Origin of the sequence: Sphingobium sp. DC-2 (assembly GCF_000722555.1) — a bacterium.
GTDB classification, from domain to species: Bacteria; Pseudomonadota; Alphaproteobacteria; order Sphingomonadales; family Sphingomonadaceae; genus Sphingobium; species Sphingobium quisquiliarum.
This window is the reverse complement of sequence record NZ_JNAC01000094.1, coordinates 15838-37287: the sequence shown is the minus strand read 5'-3', so window position 1 is coordinate 37287 and position 21450 is coordinate 15838. Positions and strand designations below refer to the sequence as shown.

Below are 21450 nucleotides of genomic sequence, written 5' to 3'. Positions count from 1 at the left end.
GAGCGCCCTCCGGGCTTTCCCGTTCCCGCTCTCCTGAGGTTTTCCGTAATGAACATTTCGTCTCCCGCGGCCGAGCCGGTCGCGCCGCTGGCGGCTGCGCCTTCCATCCTGGCCGCCGCCAATCTCATCCTTCCCTATCTCGAACGCGGCCAGCGCGTCGATGTCGCGATCCTGCGCGGCGCGATGGAAACCGCCTTCGGTGCGTCCGACGCCAGCGGCGCCTGGGACTGGAAACTGGCGTATGAAGCCTGCGAGGTCGCCACGGTTCTGTTCCTGCGAAAATACGGAAAGGCGCTTTTCCGTAAAGCCGCGTCTCCGCTTTCCCGGCTCGATCCGCTGGCGAAGATCGCCGGCCTGCTGCCGACGCAAACCCGCCGTTCCGAAGAAAGCCAGAGCTTCCAGCAATTCAGCACGCCTTTGCCGCTCGGCCTCGCCGCGCTGACCGCGGCATCGATCACCCCGGACGATATAGTGCTCGAACCCTCGACGGGCACTGGTCTTGTGGCCATCCTGGCACAAACCCTCGGTGGTTCGCTGATCCTCAACGAACTGGCCGAAATCCGCGCCGATCTTCTCTCTTCTCTCTTTCCGGCCTTTCCCGTCACCCGGTTGGATGCCGCCCAGATCGACGATCATCTGGCCCCGGATGCCGTGCCGTCCGTCGTGATGATGAACCCGCCATTCTCGGTCATGGCGAACGTCACCGGACGCGTAGCGGATGCCGCATGTCGGCATGTCGCTTCCGCGCTCGCCCGGCTGGCCCCCGGCGGGCGGCTAGTCACGATTACCGGCGCGAATTTCAATCCCGAGGCCCCGGCCTGGCGCGATGCCTTCATCCGCTTGCAGGCACGTGGCCGCGTGGTGTTCACCGCCGCCATCGGCGGGGCGGTCTATGCCAAGCACGGCACCAGCATCGACACACGGTTGACGGTGATCGACAAGGCGCCCGCCGACGACCCTGCCATCTTCCCGGTCTCACCTGGGATTGCGCCCGACGTCGCCACGCTGATCGGCTGGATCGAGAGCCAGGTTCCGCCACGCCTGCCGGTCTCCTTGCCGAAAGCCGCTATCGCATTGCCCGCCGAGGCTCCGAAGACGGTGCGCGGTTATCTTGCCCGCGCCGCATCCTCCCGCCCCGTTGCTGCTCCGGCCAACGATCCCGAGGGCATGGAACTCGCCTATGAGCCAGTGGACTGGGCGCCGCCGGAAGGCGCGCGGCTGTCGGACGCGATCTATGAGGAATATGCGCTGCAATCGCTGCGCATCCCCCTCGCCGAGCCACATCCGACCAAGCTGGTGCAATCGGCCGCCATGGCCTCGATCGCGCCGCCCAAGCCTTCTTACCGGCCCATGCTTCCCGCCGACATCCGTACCCGCCTGTCGGATGCGCAGTTGGAGACCCTGATCTATGCAGGAGAAGCCCATGCTGATCATCTCGCTGGCGCCTGGATGGTGGATGAGCATTTCGACAATGTGAGCGCCGCACTCGAGGATGCAGCCGGCGCTGTCCGCTTTCGCCGAGGCTTCATGCTGGGCGACGGGACCGGCGCGGGCAAGGGTCGCCAATCGGCCGGGATCATCCTCGACAATTGGCTGCGCGGACGGCGCAAGGCGGTTTGGATTTCGAAATCCGACAAGCTGATCGAGGACGCTCAGCGCGACTGGTCGGCGCTCGGCATGGAGCGACTGCTAGTCACACCTCTGTCGCGCTTCCCGCAGGGCAAGCCGATCACGCTGACGGAAGGCATCCTGTTTACCACCTATGCCACGCTGCGCTCCGATGACCGGGGCGAAAAGGTTTCGCGCGTGCGTCAGATCGTCGATTGGTTGGGCTCCGATTTCGATGGAGTCATCATATTCGACGAGAGCCATGCCATGCAGAATGCCGGTGGCGGTAAGGGAGAACGCGGCGATGTCGCCGCCTCGCAGCAAGGACGCGCGGGCCTGCGGCTCCAGCACGCTCTGCCGGATGCCCGCGTGGTCTATGTGTCGGCGACGGGCGCCACCACCGTCCACAATCTCGCCTATGCGCAGCGGCTCGGCCTCTGGGGCGGCGAGGATTTCCCGTTTCAGACCCGCGCCGAATTCGTCGAGGCGATCGAGGCCGGCGGCGTAGCGGCGATGGAGGTTCTGGCCCGCGATCTCCGCTCTCTTGGTCTCTATACCGCGCGGTCGCTCTCCTATGATGGCGTTGAATATGAACTGGTCGAGCACCCGCTGACCGGCGAGCAACGCCGCATCTACGATGCTTACGCGGCCGCATTTGCCGTGATCCATGGAAACCTGGACGCGGCGATGGAAGCGGCCAATATCACCGGCAGCGAGGGCACTCTAAACCGGCAGGCCAAATCCGCCGCGCGTTCCGCCTTCGAGAGCACCAAGCAGCGCTTCTTCGGCCATCTGCTGACCTCCATGAAAACCCCGACCCTGATCCGGTCCATCGAGGCAGATCTTGAAGCAGGCCATGCCGCCGTCATTCAGATTGTCTCGACCGGCGAAGCCCTGATGGAACGGCGACTGGCCGAGATCCCGACCGAGGAATGGAACGATATTTCCGTCGATATCACGCCGAGGGAGTATGTCGGCTCGTATTTGCAGCATTCCTTCCCGGTACAGCTCTATGAACCCTTCAGCGATGGCGAGGGCAACCTGTCGTCACGCCCCGTCTTCCGCGACGGTCAGCCGGTGGAATGCCGCGAAGCCGTGGCGCGGCGCGACGAGATGCTGGAGCAGCTGGGTTCGCTTCCACCTGTACCCGGTGCGCTTGACCAGATCGTCCAGCGTTTCGGCACGGATGTGGTGGCCGAGGTCACGGGCCGCTCGCGCCGGATCGTGCGCAAGAGCGACGGAGCATCGGCACGCCTTGCGGTCGAGAACCGTGCGCCGTCCGCCAACCTTGCCGAGACTTCGGCCTTCATGGATGACCACAAGCGCATTCTGGTCTTCTCGGATGCCGGTGGCACCGGGCGCAGCTATCACGCAGAACTCTCGGCACGAAACCAGCGGCTGCGAGTCCATTATCTGCTGGAACCGGGCTGGAAGGCCGATGCCGCCATTCAGGGGCTGGGGCGCACCAACCGGACCAATCAGGCGCAGCCGCCTCTGTTCCGGCCGATTGCCACGGATGTCAAAGCCGAGAAGCGCTTCCTCTCGACCATCGCCCGCCGCCTCGACACGCTGGGCGCGATCACACGCGGCCAGCGCCAGACCGGCGGACAAGGGCTGTTCCGCCCCGAGGACAATCTGGAATCCGGCTATGCCCGCGACGCGCTTCGCCAGCTCTATCTGCTGATCGTGCGCGGCAAGGTCGAGGGATGCTCGCTCGAACGGTTTGAATCCGCCACCGGCCTGAAGCTGATGGACAGCAATGGTGTGAAGGACGACCTGCCGCCGATCACCACCTTCCTCAACCGTCTGCTGGCGCTGACCATCGAATTGCAGGGTATTCTGTTCTCGGCCTTCGAGCAGCTTCTGCAGGCCCGGATCGACGGGGCCATTGCATCCGGCACCTATGACATGGGGCTGGAAACGCTGAAGGCGGAAAGCTTCATCGTCACCGACCGGCAGGTGATCCACATCCATCCGGGCACAGGGGCGGAAACCCGGCTCCTGACGCTCACCGAGCGCAAACGCAATCAGCCGGTCACGCTCGATGCCACGCTGGCTGAACTGGATGATCCCCGCGCAAGATTGCTCATCAACGAGCGGTCGGGACGTGCCGCCGTGCAGATTCCGACCACCAGCGTTATGCTGGATGATGGCGAGATCGAACGGCGCGTGCGGCTGATCCGGCCGATGGAGGCGATAAATATTCCGGTGCGGGCGATGGGCGAAACCCACTGGATCGAGGCCGATCGTGTCGCCTTCAGCGCAGCCTGGACTGCGGAACTGGCCGAGGTGCCGGAGTTCACCGACAGCATCCTGCATATGGTGACAGGGCTGCTTCTGCCGATCTGGAAACGCCTGCCGCAGGAATCCTCCCGCGTCTATCGCCTCCAGACCGACGAGGGCGAACGCATCATTGGTCGCCGGGTCTCGCCGGCATGGGCCGCCAATGCCTCGACCAGTGGCGTCACCAGCAGCCTGACACCGGATGCCGCCTATGCCGCGCTGATCGAAGGTCGCACGATCCTTGATCTCGCCGAGGGGCTGCAACTGCGCCGCGTCCGGGTCATGGGCGCCAACCGGATCGAACTGACCGGCTTTACTGACGCGATGCGCGACCGGCTGCGGGCCTATGGCCTCTTCAGCGAGATCATCTCGTGGAAGCTGCGTTTCTTCGTGCCCGTCGATGCAACGGGACCGGAGATCACCGGCAAACTGCTTGACCGCTTCCCGGTTGAGCGCATCGGTGAGCGGGAGGCCGCATAATGGCGCGTCTCAACGCTTCCGAACTGGCCCAGCGTCTCGGCCGACAGGCCGAGGCGGTGTGCCGCCACTATCTGTCGAATGGTCGTAAACAGGGCAATTACTGGCAGGTTGGCAATGTCCGAAACACGGCTGGACGCTCCATGTTCGTCCGGTTGCACGACAGCGTGAAAGGCATTGCCGGAAAATGGCAGGACTCGGCCACGGGTGAACATGGCGATCTGCTCGACGTGATCCGGGACTCGCTCGGCCTGATCGACTTCGCAGATGTTGCCGAAGAGGCCCGGCGCTTCCTCAGCCTGCCGCATGCTGACCCTGATCCGTCATCCCGCCAGTCTCGAACGCCAGCACCATCGGGATCGTCCGAAGCGGCACGTCGCCTCTGGCGCATGACGCAACCGCTCATCGGCAGTACCGCAGAGGCGTATTTACGCGGACGCGGCATTACGGATTTACGCCAAACCGCAAATCTGCGCTTCCATCCCAACTGCTACTGGCGGCCTGAGGACGATGGCCCGACCGAGACATGGCCCGCCATGATCGCCGCCGTCACCGGCCTCGATGGCAGGATTACCGGCGCACACCGCACATGGTTGGCCCCGGACGGTTCCGGCAAGGCACCTGTCGATCCGCCGAGGAAGGCAATGGGCGACCTGCTCGGGCATGCGGTTCGTTTCGGTGATGCGCAGGATGTCATGGCAGCGGGGGAAGGCATCGAAACCATCCTGTCGCTGCGTCAGACTCTGCCCACCATGCCGATGGTTTCCGCACTCTCTGCCGGACACCTCGCTGCCATCCTGTTCCCGCCACAACTGCGCAGGCTCTATATCGTCCGCGATAACGATCCGGCAGGTGACAGCGCCTGCGATAGCCTGGTGGGCCGGGCGCACGAGGTCGGGATCGAGGCCATCACGCTCTCGCCCATGATGGGGGACTTCAACGAAGATCTCGCAACTCATGGGCTGGATGCCGTTCGGGCAAAGATCCGGGTGCAAATCGCTCCCGAGGACGTCAGCCGCTTCATGGCCTCGATAGCATAGCCGGTACGGGGGCCGTGATCGGGGCGTTCCGATCCTTTCATGCGCATTGGCTGCATCCTGTCATCAGCAGAGGACCGCGCCTTGGCCTTCCGAGAGGGCGATCGGCCCACAAACGCTCCGGTCAGGCAATGGCGGCGCCCGACTGATTTCCGTCGGCGGGCAAGCCCGCCTTTACAGCGCGAAACAAATCAGCCGGGCTTTGCCATCAAGGCCCTCGCCAGAGGCTCGCGCTGCCAGACCGGAGCGCCCGTGGGCTTTCGTCGCCATGAAGGCCGCGACGGTCGCGGTCCAACTGACGGAAGCATCCCATGTACGCGCACGACGATTTCGAACCCGATCACAGCACGTCCCCGACCGGCCATGCCATCGAAGAACTCGAACTCTACGGCTACCGCCCCTCCGAAGACGAGGCCGATCCCCGGATCACACCCGAAGATCACGTCATCCAGGGCGCAGTCTCCGACATCTTCGATGCCCTGATTTCCACCATGGCCGACACCAGCCTCGATTTCGACCTCGACGAGATCCTCTGGTCCACCGTCAACACCTTCCACCGCGCTGTCGAATGGATCGAGACGAAACTCGACGATAACGAGCAGGCACAGAAGCGTCTTCAGCGTGAACAGGATGGCAGCGAGGTCAAATCCGTCCAGCTCGAAACCCTGATCGGCGCGGGCCAAAGCCTGATCGAGCGCCGCGACAGCATGGAAACCTTCCGCGATAGCGCCGCGGACATCTATCTGCGCACCACCGGAACGCCCTGGTCGCAACGCTCCGGCTCACGGGTCAACCATCGCAAGATGACCTCGGCCATGATCGACAGCCGCGACTTCATCGCCGCAAAACGCCGGGCCGACAACGAGGTGCTGCTGCCCGCAGGTCCGAAGATCGCCTTCTCGGGCGGTGACACCACCGATCACCGGACGATCTGGGCCAAGCTCGATCAGGTCCACGCCAAGCACCCGGACATGGTGCTGATGCATGGCGGATCGCCCAAGGGCGCGGAACGCATCGCGGCCACATGGGCCAATAACCGCAAGGTCGCACAGGTCGCCTTCAAACCCGACTGGGCAAAACATGCCAAGGCAGCACCGTTCAAACGCAACGACCAGATGCTCGGCATTATGCCGATCGGGGTCATCATCTTCCCCGGCACGGGCATTCAGGACAACCTGGCCGATAAGGCCCGCAAGATAGGCATCCCGGTCTATCGCTTCGGGACAGGCAGCGCGTGAGCGCTGCCTTCCCAGCTTCATCATGAGCATGGCGATAGCTCACGCCGATCATTCCATGTCGCACAGACAGACATGTTCATGCTAAAGGTCGCGGTGCGCCGTGGTGGTGGTGGAAGGCGCAACCGTCCAACATTTTGCACGGAGACACCACCATGATCGTCCTCGGAATCCTTGTTTCCATCGCAGCCATCGGCACCATGTGCTGGCTGCTGTTCAACCTTGCCGTCTTTGCTCTTCCGTTCTTTATCGGCATAAACGCAGGAACCTGGGCCTATGGCACGGGGGCTGGCTGGCTCGGCGGCATCCTCATTGGTTTTCTCGCCGCCGGTCTGACACTGGCAGTCGGTCAGGGCCTGCTCATGCTGGTCCGCCCGATCTGGGCGCGACTGCTGATCGCTCTGGCCTTTGTCGCTCCGGCGGGTATGGCCGGGTTCTACGCCACCCTCGGTATCGTCAAGCACATGATGCCCTCAGAGACATGGCAACTCATCTTCTCGGTCATCGGAGCGGTTGCGGTGGGCGTGACAACGTTCCTGCGCGTTGCGGGCATGGCCGCGACCGGCCCAGCGGACGGCGGCTTTGTGCGCACTTGAACCACAGTGATCCGTTGATCGCGACCAGAAGCGGATACGGATCATCTTCCATCTTCGTCAGGAATATGGCGGTAGATAGCGGGCAAGCATCGGATCAGCGTGAGACACAGCCGCGCCCCATAGGAGCGTAGGACGGTCAGCGCCAGCGTTCGTGGACTGACCAGAAACCGATGGGGCGACGCCGGTTGGAATAGGCCGGAATGAGAGATGCGCATGGCCTGAGACGCGCGGTGACAAAAGAGCCGGTACGGCCGGTCTGGTCATCCTGTTGAGCCCCAAGGTTGCCACCGTCTCCGTTCAGCCCCCGTGTCTCGACCGCTCCAAACGGCCTCTTCAATGGCCTGATCTGGCCGAAGAACAGCGCGATGCGCTTCGACCGCTTTAGCGCAACAGCGTCGTCACAACTTTCTTCCCCTGCCGGCAGAGCCGCCATTCCGCGCGGAACAAGAAAGTTTCTCCTGTGCTGTCCAGCCCCTTTGGGGTGCGCCAGCGTTCGTCTCCGGCCGGTCGATCGCCATCGAGGCCGCAATGGTGCGGGCTCGGAAACGGAAAACGGAGACTTAAAATGGCAACCATCGGCACCTTCAAGAAGACCGGCTCGAACGAATTCACCGGCGAAATCGTCACCCTCAGCGTCCAGGCCAAGGGCGTGCGCATCGTTCCCGACCTGCGTGCCACCGGCGAGAACGCCCCCAGCCATCGGGTCCTGGTCGGCCGCGCCGAGATCGGCGCCGCCTGGTCCAAGCGCTCCAACGAGGGCCGCGACTATTTGGGCCTCAAGCTCGACGATCCGAGCTTCACCGCCCCGATCTACGCCAACCTCTTCGACGACGAAGACGGCGAGAGCTACGCTTTGATCTGGTCCCGGCCCAATCGCCGCAATGGCGAGTAAGCCCGTCGCGCGAAGATGCCCCGCCCGGACGATCCGGGCGGGGCAAAGCGCTTGAGGGCAACCGAATCAGTCGGCAGCAGTTCAATCTATCCCACCCGTAAACCTGTCAAATTGTCTGGCCAGACCCACGAGGAGCGACTATTATAGTCGTAGTTCTGGCGCGAGAGCTGGTCCGAATGGGAGGTGATCATGCATGATCACCGCCCGACAATCGCGGGCCGCACGCGCGCTGCTTGGTTGGACTCAGGAGACGCTCGCTGACAAGGCCCGAATATCGCTGACCGCGCTCAAACGCCTCGAGTCTGAAAGCAGACTCGACGTGTATGAGACGACGCGCGATCAGGTTCGCAGGGCGTTCGAGAGCAGCGGCATCATCTTCCTGAACCCCGACCAGGGTATCGGAGTGCTGCTGGTCGATGAGAAACACCGACGGTCCCCACCGCCACTCTAGCGCTCACGTCCCGGTCTCGCCTGAAAACAGGCTTGGGATTTCGGTCGCATCGTGGTTAATAAATTCCTTCTATGCGGATAGAGATATCCCAAAGGGGGCATCGTGACCGATTCCAACTTTCTGGATGAGCCGCCGGAAAGCTTTGCGCTCACCGACTACGATCGAGCGCATATGAAGCTCTACATGCGTCTGTTGGATGCAGCAGCTGACGGTGCTGACTGGCGTGAAGCCGTAAGTGTCCTCTTCGGCCTTGATCCCGAGTGCGACCCCGAACGTGCCCGTCATGTCCATGACCGGCACCTGGCCCGCGCCCGCTGGATGACCACCCATGGCTATCGCCAGCTTGTTCGTGAAGGACAAAGCCACTGATCTGGTGATGCGCTGGCCGCAATACCCATTGCAAGCAATGCGGCTTCCACCTTTTGCCCGAGCCGGCAATCGTCTTCGCCTCGACACACCAGAACCGCGAAAAGGCTGGAGGGCAGGATGTCTCCCGACACATCCCGGTGGCGAACACCGTCGAATTATGACTACACCGACCATCTGAACGCATCCGATGTCGGCTGGGAGTGGTTGAGGCGCAACCAGGACTATCAGCGCGACTTCGATGCTCTGCAAAATGCCGCAACTCACACCCCGGCTTTGATTAAACGAGCGAGCCTCCGCTGGGGGCTGCGATTTCGCCGCCCCACCGAGCCTCAACGCTACTGAAACTCCGGTTTTCTGGCTTCCCGAAGACGACGCAGGCGCTGTCATACTCGCGCCGGCGCCCCCGATCCTGCCACATGGCACAATCGCGGCAACTGCTCTGTCCGACGCGCACGAGAGAGTCGGGCCTGAAGCGCATCACATCCTGCATCCGCTCGGCGGCGGCGATCATCTCCATCTCGTTCTGCCGAATGACGCCCCGGTCGATATAGGGCTCGTCGCCATCGTGCCGCTCGGACTAGAAGGATTCGATCGCGTCAAGGCGATTGTCCGTCTGCTTGCTTCGCTTCACCACCGATCCGTCCCGCCAGACACGCGGTTGACGGGTCAGCAACGTGCGCGTGCGCGGCGCATGTTGCAGGCTTTCGATGGGCGGCAGACCGGCGCCACCCATAAGGAAATCGCCGAAGTAATCTTCCACACCGGCAAACTCACCCGCGATGAATGGCAAGCGGCTTCGGAGCGGCATGCCGTGATGAGCCTCCTGGAAGGGGCCGAGGCCATGATTGCCGGTGGCTATCGCGGCCTTCTTCGGCATCGTCGCCGATCATAATTCGCGCCAGCCTCGCAGCCGGTGTGGAGTTTTAGGCCCCCCTTACTTCCCACTGCAACTCGCCGTCCCGCCTTCGCCATCGTGGCCTGCGTCAGCCGTTGCTCGCCAGCGGCCTCAACGCACCCACGGAGGCCCCATCCATGCGACCCGATCTCGCCGCCCTTCCGCCACGCTACCTGCGCACCAAGGAAGCCGCCGAATTCCTGAGCCTGTCGTCCCGCACACTGGAAAAGCACCGCACCTATGGCACCGGCCCCGCCTACCGGAAACTCGGCGGGCGCGTCGTCTATGCCGTCGATGACCTGACGGCCTGGGCCGATAGCGGCTCGGTCAGGTCCACATCCGATCCGCGTGGCGCGGTGCAGCCGGCAAAGCGGCAGGCAACCGCACCCGTTGCCCGTCGTGCGCGATAGCCGCGAGGCGGCTCCCTCATGCCGATGCGCAAAAGCTCAACATCAGAACGTGGGCAGCTCGATCTGTTCAGGGCGCTTCCGGGCGATTTCTCGCCTCGCGATGCACAGGATCTCATGGCCTATCCCTTCTTCTCGCTCTCGAAATCTCACCGGACAGCCCCGATCGATTTTGTCGCCGGCGGCGTCGCGATCCGTGTCGAAGCCGTACCCGACCATGGCATGGCCACCATCTGGGACGCCGACATCCTGATCTGGGCGGCCAGCCAGATCGTCGAGGCCCGCGACGCAGGATTGCCAACATCGCGTCTGATGGCCGCCACGCCCTACGAAATACTGACCTTCATCCGGCGTGGTGTCGGCGCGCGCGACTATCAGCGTCTGAAGGCCGGGCTTGATCGGCTCCAGTCGACAACGGTGTCGACCTCGATCCGGCAGTCCGCGGAAGGCCGCCGCCATCGCTTCTCCTGGATCAACGAATGGCGCGAACGCACCGACCATCGCGGCAGGTCGGCAGGCATTGAACTGATCGTGCCGGACTGGTTCTACAGCGCAGTCCTCGACGACGCGCTCGTTCTCACCATCGATCGGACCTATTTCAACCTGACGGGCGGCCTGGAGCGCTGGCTCTATCGTCTGGTACGAAAGCATGGTGGCAAGCAGCGGCGAGGCTGGCGGTTCGATCTGCGTCACCTCTACCTGAAGTCGGGAAGCCTCTCGCCCTTCAAGCGCTTTGCTTTCGAGTTGCGCGACATCATCCGTCGTCAGCCGCTTCCGGGATATTGGCTTTGCCTTGAGATCGAGGTCAGTGGCCGCACCCTGCTCGCGTTCGAGCCGTGGAAACCCTGTGGAAAAGCTGTGGATGGCGTCGTGCCATCAGGAACCCCGACCCTTGTGCCATCGGGAACCGCGCGCACGTGCCATCGGGAACTCAAACAGGCCGTAACCGATGAAAAAGAAAAAAGAAATCGTGCCCTTAACTTAGAATCTAACCAAGAATCTAACATTGAAGAGCGCGCGCGCGATGTGGATAGAACCACGCGCACATCTTCAGGCAGCGCCCATAATCGCGCGTCGTGCAATCGCCGCAGAACATCTTCCCGGCCAGTCTCGATAGATACTTCCGGCTCCCCAGCCGCCGTTCACCTCCCCTTCGATGATGAACCGGGAGGGAAGCCATGATCGTCGCTCTCCTCAACCAGAAAGGCGGCGTCGGCAAAACCACGCTGGCGCTGCACCTCGCGGGAGAATGGGCCGCAAGGGGAAAGCGCGTCACGCTGATCGACGCTGATCCACAAGGCTCCGCGCTCGACTGGTCGCAGACACGCAGCCATGAGGGGCTGCCAAGGCTGTTCAGCACTATCGGCCTGGCCCGCGACACCTTGCACCGGGAAGCGCCGGAGCTGGCCCGCGACGCCGATCACGTTGTCATCGACGGGCCGCCGCGCGTCGCAGCTCTGATGCGCTCGGCGCTGCTTGCCGCCGACCTGGTGTTGATCCCGGTGCAGCCATCCCCCTTCGATGGTTGGGCCTCGGCCGAAATGCTGGCGCTTCTCAAGGAAGCGCGCATCTACAGGCCTGAGCTGGTCGCCCGTTTCGTGCTCAACCGTTGCGGCGCGCGCACCGTCATCGCCCGAGAGACGGCCGAGACGCTGGCCGACCACGATCCGCCCTTGCTTGCCGCCACCATCGGCCAGCGCGTCGTCTTCGCCGACGCCGCGCAGTCCGGCCGGCTTACCAGCGAGATCGACGCCGACAGCCGGGCCACGCGCGAGATCGCCGCGCTTGCCACGGAGATCGACCATCTCGGCATCGGGCGGAGCGCGCCATGACCCGCGCTCCCGGCAAGCCTCGCTTCGCATCCCGGCCGAGCGATCCCGAGAGCTGGATCAAGGCTTCGGACACGCCGCAGACCGGCAAAACCACAGGCGAGGCGTTCACCGCTCGCCTGACGATCGACATCACGCCCGAGATGCGCGGGCGCATCAAGGTCGCGGCTTTCCGGCGCGGCATCACCGTCGCCGACATGCTGCGCGACCTGCTCGCGCGCGAATTTCCATCCACCGAAGGAGATCCGATATGACCGGCAACGCGGCCCGCCGCTTGCACGGCCGTCCGCTGCCGGACGGGCCTGCGCCTTTCACCACATTGGTCGAACTGACCTTCGACAAGCGCAAGGTCGAGCGCTGGATACGGTTCGGCCGCAAGAGCTACGAACAGATCATCGACCGTCGCCGCAGCCTCGTCGGCTTCGCGCCGGAAAGCGTCTTCGCCTTCGTCCGCTGGGCGGCGGGCGAGCATGGCACGGTGATTTCCCGCATCGACATCGTGCGCGCCATCGGCCGCGGCGAGCCGTTCCAGACGCTGCCTTTCGTCCGCCCCGGCGGCGACATCCTGTTGCGCCTCGATAGCTGGGCGAAGGTGCAGCGCGCGCTGGCCGCCATCGACGCGGTGGAAGCGCTCGGCCTCGATCCGGCCGACGCCGCGCCCGATCACTGGCGGCATGTCCACAACCGCCTGACCGCCGGTCTGGAGCCGCGCGACTACACGCCGGAACGACACGCCGCCTGGCTCCATCGCCGGAGGATCGAACCATGACACGGTTCGGCTACGTCATGGTGACGTATTTTGCGGCGATGGGCGTCGCCATCGCCGCGTTCATCCCGACGCCTACGAAACTGATCTGGAACGCCACGGCCAGCGCGCCCATCGGCTTCTACACCGTCGAACCCGCCGAGCGGATCGAAGTGCCCGAGCTGGTCGCAATCATGCCGCCCGAACCGCTCGCCGCCTTCATGGTCGAGCGCGGTTATGTCGGGCGCGGCGTGCCGCTCCTGAAGCGCGTCCTCGGTTTGCCCGGACAGCGGGTTTGCCGCACTGGCCGCACCGTCACCGTCGATGGCGTGGAAATGGGCGAAGCGCTGGACCGCGACCGGATCGGCCGCGATCTGCCGGTCTGGCAGGGCTGCCGCGTCATCGGCGACGGCGAAATCTTCCTCATGAATTGGGAGATCCGCGACAGCCTGGACGGCCGTTACTTCGGACCCATCCCCGCAGATTCCGTCATCGGCCGGGCGCTGCCGCTCTGGACCGATGAGGAAGGCGACGGCCGCTACGAATGGCGCGTGCCGACGCATTAATCCTCCCTGAAACCTGCAACCATTGGAGACTTGTCATGCCACAGATCGGTCAATTCACCGCCGAAAATGAAACCTTCGTCGGCCGTGTTCATACGCTCACCCTTTACCGTGAACTGACCATTGTTCCCGCCGAACCATCGGATGCGGACAACGCGCCCGCCTATCGCGTCCTTCATGGGGCCGAAGATGGCCCCGAGGTCGGAGCGGGCTGGAAGGAGGTCGGCGAAAAAGCCGGCGATTACATTTCGCTGGTGATCGACGATCCCGCCTTGCCGCAGCCGATCCGCGCCAACCTCTTCCAGAACAGCAACGACAAGACGGCGTGGTCACTGCACTGGAACCGCCCGAAGCCGCGTGGCGGGCGGGACTGAAAGCCATGCGCTATTGCGTCATCCTCGCGTTCAAAACCCTCATCCCGTTGTTCGCGGCAAGGCCGTCTCATCCTGTCGTCCCGCTCGGCCACCGGACGGCCGGCGCGCACAGCGAAGGTCAGGGGCGGCCTCTCGCCGGCGCTCGCGCCTTGCCCTTGACCGCAGCGAGCACGCTGGCAGGCTGGAGGTCGAACAGAGACAGGAAGATCGTGCGATATGCCGGTCTGCTGCTGGCTGGCGTGCTCGCGGTCGGAGTCAGTCCGGTTGCCGTATCGGCGCAAGCCGCACCCGTCGCGCGCGCGAATCCCTCCGATCCCTATGCCGGCTTCATTACCGAAGCCTCGCAACGTTTCGGTATTCCCGAACACTGGATTCGCGCAGTGCTCCGCGCCGAGAGCGCGGGCGACGTGCGCGCAATCTCGTCGGCCGGAGCGATGGGATTGATGCAGGTCATGCCCGACACTTGGGCGGGCCTGCGCGTCCGCCATGGCCTCGGCCGCGATCCTTACGACCCACGCGACAACATCATGGCGGGTGCGGCTTATCTGCGCGAAATGTGGGACCGCTACGGCAACGTCGCCGCGATGCTCGCGGCCTACAATGCCGGTCCTGGCCGTTACGACGAACATCGCACGACAGGCCGTGCCTTGCCCGCCGAGACGCGCGCCTATGTCGCTGCGCTTGCGCCAGTTCTGGGCAGTTCGGCCGGGGGCGAAATACCCGCGCCAGAACCGCCACCGCCGCCCGACTGGCGCGCGGCTCCGCTGTTCGTCACGCGCTCGACCGACATGCGAACTACCGCCGCGCCGTCATCCGAAGTGCAATCCGGTGACATCCGCGCGCCCGTTCCGGGCCGCGCCGACGACGGGGGAGCGCCATGACAGGCGTGTTCCCGCGCTCGGCGCGATACGTTCCGGTGTCCAGTCATGCAGGGTTTCGCCTGGCTGGATTCCCGGCAGGAAGGGCGGAAAGGGCAGTAAAGGCGGAGGGCAAGATAAAGGAAACCGGCACTACGTTGGCCCGATTTCTGAATTTGTTGTTGTCTGCACACTGGTTGGGGGAGCCGGGACTGGCACCATGGTTTTCGCCCCGTGGTGCCGGAGATTCGCGCAAAGCCTTGGCCTTGCGGGGTTTTGACCGGCACTACAGCCGCATTTTAGCCGATTTCCGGCGGGTTCGGCATTTTTTTGGCCAGAGGCGCACTCATGAGCGCCGATGATGAAAACCGCTTCCGTCCGAAGCCCGGCCGCATCCGAGCGGATGCGCCGAAGCTCGGCAAGGCCAAGAGCTTTCTCACCCAGGCCAAGAAGCTCGCGCGCCAGCATAGCAACATCCCTGGCAGATCGTCTCCATCGGCATCGCGATCCCCGTCACGCACCACTTCGGGTTCGGCCGGAAAGAGCGGGAAGGTTTCGCGGGCCAGCAAGGGGCCGGGCGTCAAGCGCGGACGCGGTGCGGCCTTCGTGAATGCTCGAACCCTGTCGGGCGGCTGGCGCCACAGCGCGCCGGGAATGCGCCGCGTCGTCGTCAAGACGCGCTACGTCCAGCAGGCCGGCAAGAACGGCAAGGCCGCCGCCCATCTTCGCTACATTCAGCGTGACGGAACCTCGCGCGATGGCGAACGCGGCCAGCTCTATTCCGCCACCGAAGATCGCGCCGACGGCGATGCCTTCGTCGAGCGCGGCAAGGACGATCGCCACCAGTTTCGGTTCATCGTCTCGCCCGAGGATGCTGTCGATCTCTCGGACCTCACCGAGCACACCCGCGATCTGATGAAGCAGATCGAAGGCGACCTCGGCACGAAACTCGATTGGGTCGCGGTCAACCATTACAATACCGGTCATCCCCATGTGCATGTCATCGTCCGGGGGAAGGACGATCTCGGCGAGAACCTCGTCATCAACGGCGACTATCTCGCCAACGGACTCCGCGAGCGGGCGAGCGAGCTGACCACGCTGGAGCTTGGTCCCGTCACCGAGATCGAGCAGACCCGAAAACTGTCGGCCGAGGTCGATCAGGACCGCTTCACCCGCATCGACCGGGCGATGACCGAAGAAGCCGACGAAAAATTCCTCGATCTGCGCCATGAGCCCGACGATCCGCGCCGCCAGTTCAATCGCACGCTGCGCCTGCGCCGTCTTGCCAAGCTGGAGAAGATGGGGCTGGCGACCGAACACGCGCCGGGCGTCTGGGAGTTGAGCGACCGGATGGAGCCGACCTTGCGCGAGATGGGCGAGCGCGGCGACATCATCCGCAACATGCACAAGGCGCTGAAGGCCGATGGCCTGGAGCGCGATCCGATGACCTTCCAGCTTCATGATGCCGCGCCCGAAACGCCCATCGTCGGCCGGGTCGTGGACAAATATCTCACCGACGAGATGGGCGAGAACCTGACCGTCGTGGTGGACGGCATCGACGGCCGGACACATCATGTTCCGGGCATCGACCCGGCCCGCGTCGAGGATGCCCGGATCGGCAGCGTTATCGAGATCGGCCAGGCCGACACCGCAAGCCGTCCGTCCGACCGCGCGATAGCGGCCATCGCCGAGGACGGCACCTATCGGCCGAGCCGCCATCTGGAACAGGCCAAATTCGACGGCCGCGTTCCGGGTGGCGACTATGACGGGTTCGTCGATGCTCATGTCCGGCGACTGGAGGCGCTTCGCCGCGCCGGGATCGTCGAGCGGATCGACGCCGATCGATGGCGCATCCCCGAGGATTTCGAGAGTCGTGCCGCCACCTACGACGCCGGCCGCAACCGGCAGGCCAGTATCCGCGTCATCTCGACCTTCAATCTGGAAAGCCAGATCGGTTCTGATGGCGCGACCTGGCTCGACCGGAGGCTGGTGACGCCTGACGCATCGGATCTCGCTCCGGCCGGTTTCGGTCAGCAGGTGCGCGAGGCGATGGACAAGCGCCGCGAACATCATATCGAACAGGGCGACGCTACCCGAGCACGGGACGGCCGCATTTTCTACCGGCGCAGCCTTCTCGCCACTCTGCGCGAGCGCGAAGTTGCCCGCGTCGGCACGGAGCTGGCCGAGAGCAAGGCGCTTCCGTTCCGGGCGGCGGCGGATGGCGAGAAGATCAGCGGCAAGTTCACCGGAGCGGTGCATCTATCGAGTGGCAAGTTCGCCGTGGTCGAACAGAGCCACGAGTTCACCCTTGTCCCATGGCGGCCTGTTATCGACCGGCAGCTCGGCCGCGAGGTCGCAGGCATGGTGCAGGGCGGATCGGTATCGTGGCAGCTGGGGCGGCAGCGAGGAATGGGGCTATGAGGAATTCCGCGCTCATGACGCCCTTCAATGTAATTCCAGAGGCAGATCGCTTTTACGTTCAGATCGAGTCGTGATCACTGATTCCAAGAGAGTGCCGGAATAGTGCCGGCGCGACCGTCCGATTTACCGCCGACAGTATCCTGTCGCCCTACGGCTGCACCTTTATTGTTGATCCCTGCGAATTTGGCCATTTTCTGATCGGCTCCACCTCTCTTACCGATTGGAGCCTGTATGCGCGGAGGTCGAATACTCTGGGGGCAGATTGCCGTCGTCTTCGCCATTGTCATGGTGATGACCTGGGTGGCGACGCAATGGGTCGCCTTCCGCCTCGGCTTCCAGCCCCAGCTTGGCAATCCGTGGTTCGAACTGGCGGGCTGGCCGGTCTATTATCCACCGGCCTTCTTCTGGTGGTGGTTTTCGTTCGACGCCTATGCGCCCACCATTTTCGTCGAGGGTGCGATCATCGCCACGTCCGGCGGCTTCATCGCCATCGCCGCCGCCATCCTCATGTCGATCATCCGGGCGCGTGAAGCCCGCAACATTGCGACCTATGGCTCGGCACGATGGGCCGAAGATCGCGAAATCCGCAGCGCCGGGCTGCTCGGCCCCGATGGCGTCCTGCTCGGTCGATACGATCGCGACTATTTACGCCATAACGGGCCGGAGCACGTCCTATGCTTCGCCCCCACGAGATCGGGCAAAGGCGTCGGGCTGGTGGTGCCGACGCTGTTGACCTGGCCGGGAAGCTGCATTGTCCACGACATCAAGGGGGAGAACTGGACCCTTACGGCCGGCTTCCGCGCGAAGCATGGTCGCGTCCTACTGTTCGATCCGACCAACGCGAAGTCATCAGCCTACAATCCGTTGCTCGAGGTGCGCCAGGGCGAATGGGAAGTCCGCGACGTGCAGAACATCGCGGACATATTAGTCGATCCCGAAGGCAGTCTCGACAAGCGGAATCACTGGGAAAAGACCAGCCACAGCCTGCTGGTCGGCGCGATCCTGCATGTTCTCTATGCCGAGAAGGACAAAACCCTGTCTGGCGTCGCCAACTTCCTGTCCGATCCCCGTCGCCCGGTCGAGGCAACCTTGCGCGCGATGATGGACACGCCGCACCTTGGCGATGTCGGCGTGCATCCCGTCATCGCCTCGTCGGCGCGCGAGTTGCTGAACAAGAGCGAAAACGAGCGTTCGGGCGTGTTGTCCACCGCCATGTCGTTTCTCGGCCTCTACCGCGATCCGGTCGTGGCACGCGTCACGGATCGTTGCGACTGGCGCATTGCCGATCTCGTTGGCAGCCATCGGCCGGTCACACTCTACCTTGTCGTCCCGCCGTCCGACATCAACCGGACGAAACCGCTGATCCGGCTCATCCTCAACCAGATTGGCCGCAGGCTGACCGAGGAACTGACCCTATCCGGCAAGCGGCATCGCTTGCTCATGATGCTGGACGAGTTTCCAGCATTGGGCCGGCTCGACTTCTTTGAATCCGCGCTCGCCTTCATGGCTGGCTACGGCCTCAAATCCTTCCTGATCGCCCAATCGCTCAACCAGATCGAGCGCGCCTATGGGCCAAACAACAGCATTCTCGACAACTGCCACGTCCGCGTCGCCTTTGCCACCAATGACGAGCGCACCGCCAAGCGTGTGTCGGACTCGCTCGGCACGGCGACCGAGATGCGCGATTCCACCAACTATGCCGGTCATAGGCTCGCGCCCTGGCTTGGGCACTTGATGGTATCGCGGCAGGAAACCGCGCGGCCGCTGCTGACTCCCGGTGAGATCATGCAGCTTCCGCCCGCCGATGAAATCGTCATGGTCGCCGGCACTCCGCCGATCCGGGCGAAGAAAGCCCGCTATTTTGAGGACGGGCGATTTCAGGAGCGCATCCTGCCGCCGCCAGAGCTGCCATCCGCTCCGGCAACGAAGCCGGCCACCGACGACTGGACGAGCCGCGTCATCGTAGCGGCGGAAAGGCCAGTGACGAGTGTTGCCAGCGGCGCGGAGGGCGACCCCGACAATGCCGGCATCCGCCGCGAACCGGAATTGCCCGAGCATGAGGAAATCGTCCCGCCGTCGACACCGCCCGCCCAGGAGTTCGACATTCTGGACGACGAGCCAGACGTGGATGCCGCCAAGGCGCGCGCTCTTCGCTCGCGGATGCGGATGATCGCCCGGCAGGCGTCGATGAATCCCGATGACGGGATCGAGCTTTGAGGGGGAGCCAATGACAGCCCGCACCCGCATGAATGTCTATTTCGACCCGGAACTGCTCAAACAGGTCGAGGCGCTGTCGCTGCGCCGGGGGGTGTCGAAGTCCGCCATCATCGAGGCGGCAGTCGCATCCTTCCTGTCGGGCGACACGTCGGATCGGCTGGAAGCGGCGATGTCGCGCCGCCTGGACAAGATCGGCCGACAGATCGGCACGCTGGACGAAGATCTCGCCGTGCTTGGCGAGACCCTTTCCTTGTTCGTCCACTTCTGGCTGACGATGCCCCCGCCGTTGCCAGACAGCGCCAAGCAGTCCGCACGGATCAAGGGGAATGAGCGTTTCGAAGGTTTCATGCAGAACCTCGGCCGCAGGCTGGCGACCGGAGACAGGTTCCTGAAAGAGCTATCGCGCGACATGGATTCGCTTCACGACAGTCCGCCGCAAGATCAGACCGGCACGGATGGCGACGCGGCCTAGGTTTTCAATCCATCCTATTTACCGCCGATAGCCGCCGATGCCAGCACGGACGTAAATACTTGTTGAACAGGCCCAATTTCGGCCTCTCTTAATCGACCCCGATCCGGGGATCGCCTGTCACGTCCCCGCCAAGAAACGGGGCCGACATGACCGCCAACCATCACAGACCGGAAGCGATCCAACGCGGTGCGCGCATGCTGCGGACCGCGCTCGGGCCTTCCATTGCGCGGTTTCTGGAAGATCCGGCCGTGGTCGAGGTGATGTTGAACCCGGACGGGCGGTTGTGGATCGACCGTCTGTCCGAGGGGCTTGCCGATACGGGCGAGCGCCTGTCCGCCGCCGATGGCGAACGCATCGTGCGGCTGGTCGCGCACCATGTTGGCGTGGAGGTTCACGCCCGAAGCCCCCGCGTATCCGCCGAGCTGCCGGAGTCGGGCGAGCGGTTCGAGGGCCTGTTGCCACCCGTTGTTGCCGCCCCGACCTTCGCCATTCGCAAGCCCGCCGTCGCGGTGTTCACGCTCGACGACTATGTGGCCGCCGACATCATGACCGCCAATCACGCGGCGATGCTGCGCTCGGCGGTCGCCTCTCGCGCCAATATCTTGGTCGCGGGCGGCACGTCCACCGGCAAAACCACGCTGACCAACGCGTTGCTCGCCGAGGTGGCGAAGACTTCGGATCGCGTCGTCATCATCGAGGACGCCGCGCCCAACCTTGTCGCCATGCGGACGAAAGACGGCGTGGCGACGCTTTCCGATCTCGTCCGTTCCTCGCTGCGCCTGCGCCCGGATCGCATCCCCATCGGCGAGGTGCGCGGATCGGAAGCCCTCGACCTTCTTAAAGCGTGGGGCACCGGCCATCCGGGCGGTATCGGCACCATCCATGCCGGGACCGGCATCGGGGCGCTTCGCCGGCTCGAACAACTCATCCAGGAAGCCGTCGTCACCGTCCCGCGAGCCCTGATCGCCGAGACCATCGACCTTGTTGCCGTCCTTTCCGGGCGCGGTTCCGCGCGTCGGCTGGCCGAACTCGCCCGCGTCGAAGGTCTCGGCCCGGACGGCGACTACCGCATCAACCCCGCAACCCCGATCAGCACAGGAGAACCTTCATGATCCGCACCATCTCGCGCGGCTATCGCCGCATGGCAACCGCAGCCTCTACTCTCGCCATCAGCATCATGCTCGCCCCGGCCGCCCATGCTTCCGGTTCGTCGATGCCGTGGGAAGCACCACTCCAAAGCATCCTTCAGTCCATCGAGGGGCCTGTCGCCAAGATCGTCGCCGTCATCATCATCATCGTGACCGGCCTGACGCTGGCCTTCGGCGATACAGGCGGTGGCTTCCGCAAGCTGATCCAGATCGTGTTCGGCCTGTCGATTGCGTTCGCCGCGTCGAGCTTCTTCCTGTCGTTCTTCTCGTTCGGCGGCGGGGCGCTCATCTGATGGCGGGCGGCCTTGAACAACTCGACGCGGTGCCGGGATTTTTGGTCCCGGTCCACAGGGCGCTGACCGAGCATATCCTGCTCGGCGGCGCTCCGCGCGCCATCGCGATTCTGAACGGGACGCTGGCCGGGGCCGTGGGCCTCGGCCTGCGCCTATGGCTGGTAGGCCTCGCCATCTGGGCCATCGGCCATTTCGCCGCCGTCTGGGCGGCGAAGCGCGATCCGCTCTTCGTCGAGGTCGGGCGGCGGCATATCCGCATCCCCGGTCATCTGTCGGTCTGA

23 protein-coding genes are annotated in these 21450 nt (G+C 64.1%); all 23 read left to right on the top strand.

Features of this window, described 5'->3' with window-relative positions:
- The first annotated feature begins 48 nt into the window (after positions 1 to 48).
- On the top strand, positions 49 to 4371 hold the full coding sequence (locus tag ET21_RS0118030; RefSeq protein ID WP_030540755.1) for a strawberry notch family protein: 4323 nt from the start codon (positions 49 to 51) through the stop codon (positions 4369 to 4371).
- Complete coding sequence (locus ET21_RS0118025; protein WP_030540754.1) at positions 4371 to 5408, top strand: toprim domain-containing protein; 1038 nt, start codon at positions 4371 to 4373, stop codon at positions 5406 to 5408. The genes ET21_RS0118030 and ET21_RS0118025 overlap by 1 nt, the downstream gene beginning before the upstream one ends.
- 308 nt (positions 5409 to 5716) lie before the next feature.
- Positions 5717 to 6643, top strand: coding sequence for a DUF2493 domain-containing protein (locus ET21_RS0118020; protein ID WP_030540753.1), 927 nt, complete (start codon positions 5717 to 5719; stop codon positions 6641 to 6643).
- A gap of 152 nt (positions 6644 to 6795) precedes the next feature.
- Positions 6796 to 7236, top strand: a complete 441-nt coding sequence (locus ET21_RS0118015; RefSeq protein ID WP_030540752.1) for a hypothetical protein — start codon at positions 6796 to 6798, stop codon at positions 7234 to 7236.
- Between the two features lie 565 nt (positions 7237 to 7801).
- On the top strand, positions 7802 to 8128 hold the full coding sequence (locus ET21_RS0118010) for a DUF736 domain-containing protein (protein WP_030540751.1): 327 nt from the start codon (positions 7802 to 7804) through the stop codon (positions 8126 to 8128).
- A gap of 193 nt (positions 8129 to 8321) precedes the next feature.
- Positions 8322 to 8579: a helix-turn-helix transcriptional regulator gene (locus tag ET21_RS0118005; RefSeq protein WP_030540750.1), complete on the top strand. Its 258-nt coding sequence runs from the start codon at positions 8322 to 8324 to the stop codon at positions 8577 to 8579.
- Positions 8580 to 8681: 102 nt separating this feature from the next.
- Positions 8682 to 8948, top strand: a complete 267-nt coding sequence (locus tag ET21_RS27215; RefSeq protein WP_081856769.1) for a DUF2285 domain-containing protein — start codon at positions 8682 to 8684, stop codon at positions 8946 to 8948.
- Between the two features lie 117 nt (positions 8949 to 9065).
- Positions 9066 to 9290 carry a DUF6499 domain-containing protein gene (locus tag ET21_RS28925; RefSeq protein ID WP_183754805.1) on the top strand — a complete coding sequence of 75 codons (225 nt, stop codon included), beginning with the start codon at positions 9066 to 9068 and terminating at the stop codon, positions 9288 to 9290.
- A 223-nt stretch (positions 9291 to 9513) separates the two neighbouring features.
- Positions 9514 to 9840, top strand: coding sequence for a DUF2285 domain-containing protein (locus ET21_RS27210; protein ID WP_199797745.1), 327 nt, complete (start codon positions 9514 to 9516; stop codon positions 9838 to 9840).
- Between the two features lie 140 nt (positions 9841 to 9980).
- Positions 9981 to 10253 (top strand): AlpA family transcriptional regulator, encoded by a 273-nt coding sequence (locus ET21_RS0117985; protein WP_030540746.1) that lies wholly within the window; start codon positions 9981 to 9983, stop codon positions 10251 to 10253.
- 18 nt (positions 10254 to 10271) lie between these two features.
- The gene (locus tag ET21_RS0117980) at positions 10272 to 11432 is read left to right on the top strand and encodes a replication initiator protein A (protein WP_030540745.1); all 1161 of its coding nucleotides are present in this window, start codon (positions 10272 to 10274) and stop codon (positions 11430 to 11432) included.
- Positions 11429 to 12082: a ParA family partition ATPase gene (gene parA / locus ET21_RS0117975; protein WP_030540744.1), complete on the top strand. Its 654-nt coding sequence runs from the start codon at positions 11429 to 11431 to the stop codon at positions 12080 to 12082. The genes ET21_RS0117980 and parA overlap by 4 nt, the downstream gene beginning before the upstream one ends.
- Complete coding sequence (locus tag ET21_RS0117970; protein WP_030540743.1) at positions 12079 to 12333, top strand: hypothetical protein; 255 nt, start codon at positions 12079 to 12081, stop codon at positions 12331 to 12333. Before parA ends, ET21_RS0117970 begins: the two co-directional genes overlap by 4 nt.
- Positions 12330 to 12848 carry a DUF2840 domain-containing protein gene (locus tag ET21_RS0117965; protein ID WP_030540742.1) on the top strand — a complete coding sequence of 173 codons (519 nt, stop codon included), beginning with the start codon at positions 12330 to 12332 and terminating at the stop codon, positions 12846 to 12848. The genes ET21_RS0117970 and ET21_RS0117965 overlap by 4 nt, the downstream gene beginning before the upstream one ends.
- Positions 12845 to 13390, top strand: a complete 546-nt coding sequence (locus tag ET21_RS0117960; protein WP_030540741.1) for a S26 family signal peptidase — start codon at positions 12845 to 12847, stop codon at positions 13388 to 13390. Before ET21_RS0117965 ends, ET21_RS0117960 begins: the two co-directional genes overlap by 4 nt.
- A 35-nt stretch (positions 13391 to 13425) precedes the next feature.
- Positions 13426 to 13761 (top strand): DUF736 domain-containing protein, encoded by a 336-nt coding sequence (locus ET21_RS0117955; RefSeq protein WP_030540740.1) that lies wholly within the window; start codon positions 13426 to 13428, stop codon positions 13759 to 13761.
- A 5-nt stretch (positions 13762 to 13766) separates the two neighbouring features.
- Positions 13767 to 14642, top strand: a complete 876-nt coding sequence (locus ET21_RS0117950; protein ID WP_051768217.1) for a lytic transglycosylase domain-containing protein — start codon at positions 13767 to 13769, stop codon at positions 14640 to 14642.
- Between the two features lie 324 nt (positions 14643 to 14966).
- Positions 14967 to 17039, top strand: a complete 2073-nt coding sequence (locus ET21_RS28820) for a relaxase/mobilization nuclease domain-containing protein (protein WP_030540738.1) — start codon at positions 14967 to 14969, stop codon at positions 17037 to 17039.
- A 231-nt stretch (positions 17040 to 17270) separates the two neighbouring features.
- Entirely contained in the window at positions 17271 to 19256 is a 1986-nt protein-coding gene (locus tag ET21_RS0117940) for a conjugal transfer protein TraG (protein ID WP_030540737.1), read from the top strand.
- A gap of 10 nt (positions 19257 to 19266) precedes the next feature.
- Positions 19267 to 19728, top strand: coding sequence for a CopG family transcriptional regulator (locus tag ET21_RS0117935; protein ID WP_030540736.1), 462 nt, complete (start codon positions 19267 to 19269; stop codon positions 19726 to 19728).
- A gap of 146 nt (positions 19729 to 19874) precedes the next feature.
- Positions 19875 to 20840, top strand: a complete 966-nt coding sequence (trbB, locus tag ET21_RS0117930; protein ID WP_030540735.1) for a P-type conjugative transfer ATPase TrbB — start codon at positions 19875 to 19877, stop codon at positions 20838 to 20840.
- Positions 20837 to 21169 (top strand): TrbC/VirB2 family protein, encoded by a 333-nt coding sequence (locus tag ET21_RS0117925; protein ID WP_030540734.1) that lies wholly within the window; start codon positions 20837 to 20839, stop codon positions 21167 to 21169. The genes trbB and ET21_RS0117925 overlap by 4 nt, the downstream gene beginning before the upstream one ends.
- Positions 21169 to 21450: a VirB3 family type IV secretion system protein gene (locus tag ET21_RS0117920; RefSeq protein ID WP_030540733.1), complete on the top strand. Its 282-nt coding sequence runs from the start codon at positions 21169 to 21171 to the stop codon at positions 21448 to 21450. The genes ET21_RS0117925 and ET21_RS0117920 overlap by 1 nt, the downstream gene beginning before the upstream one ends.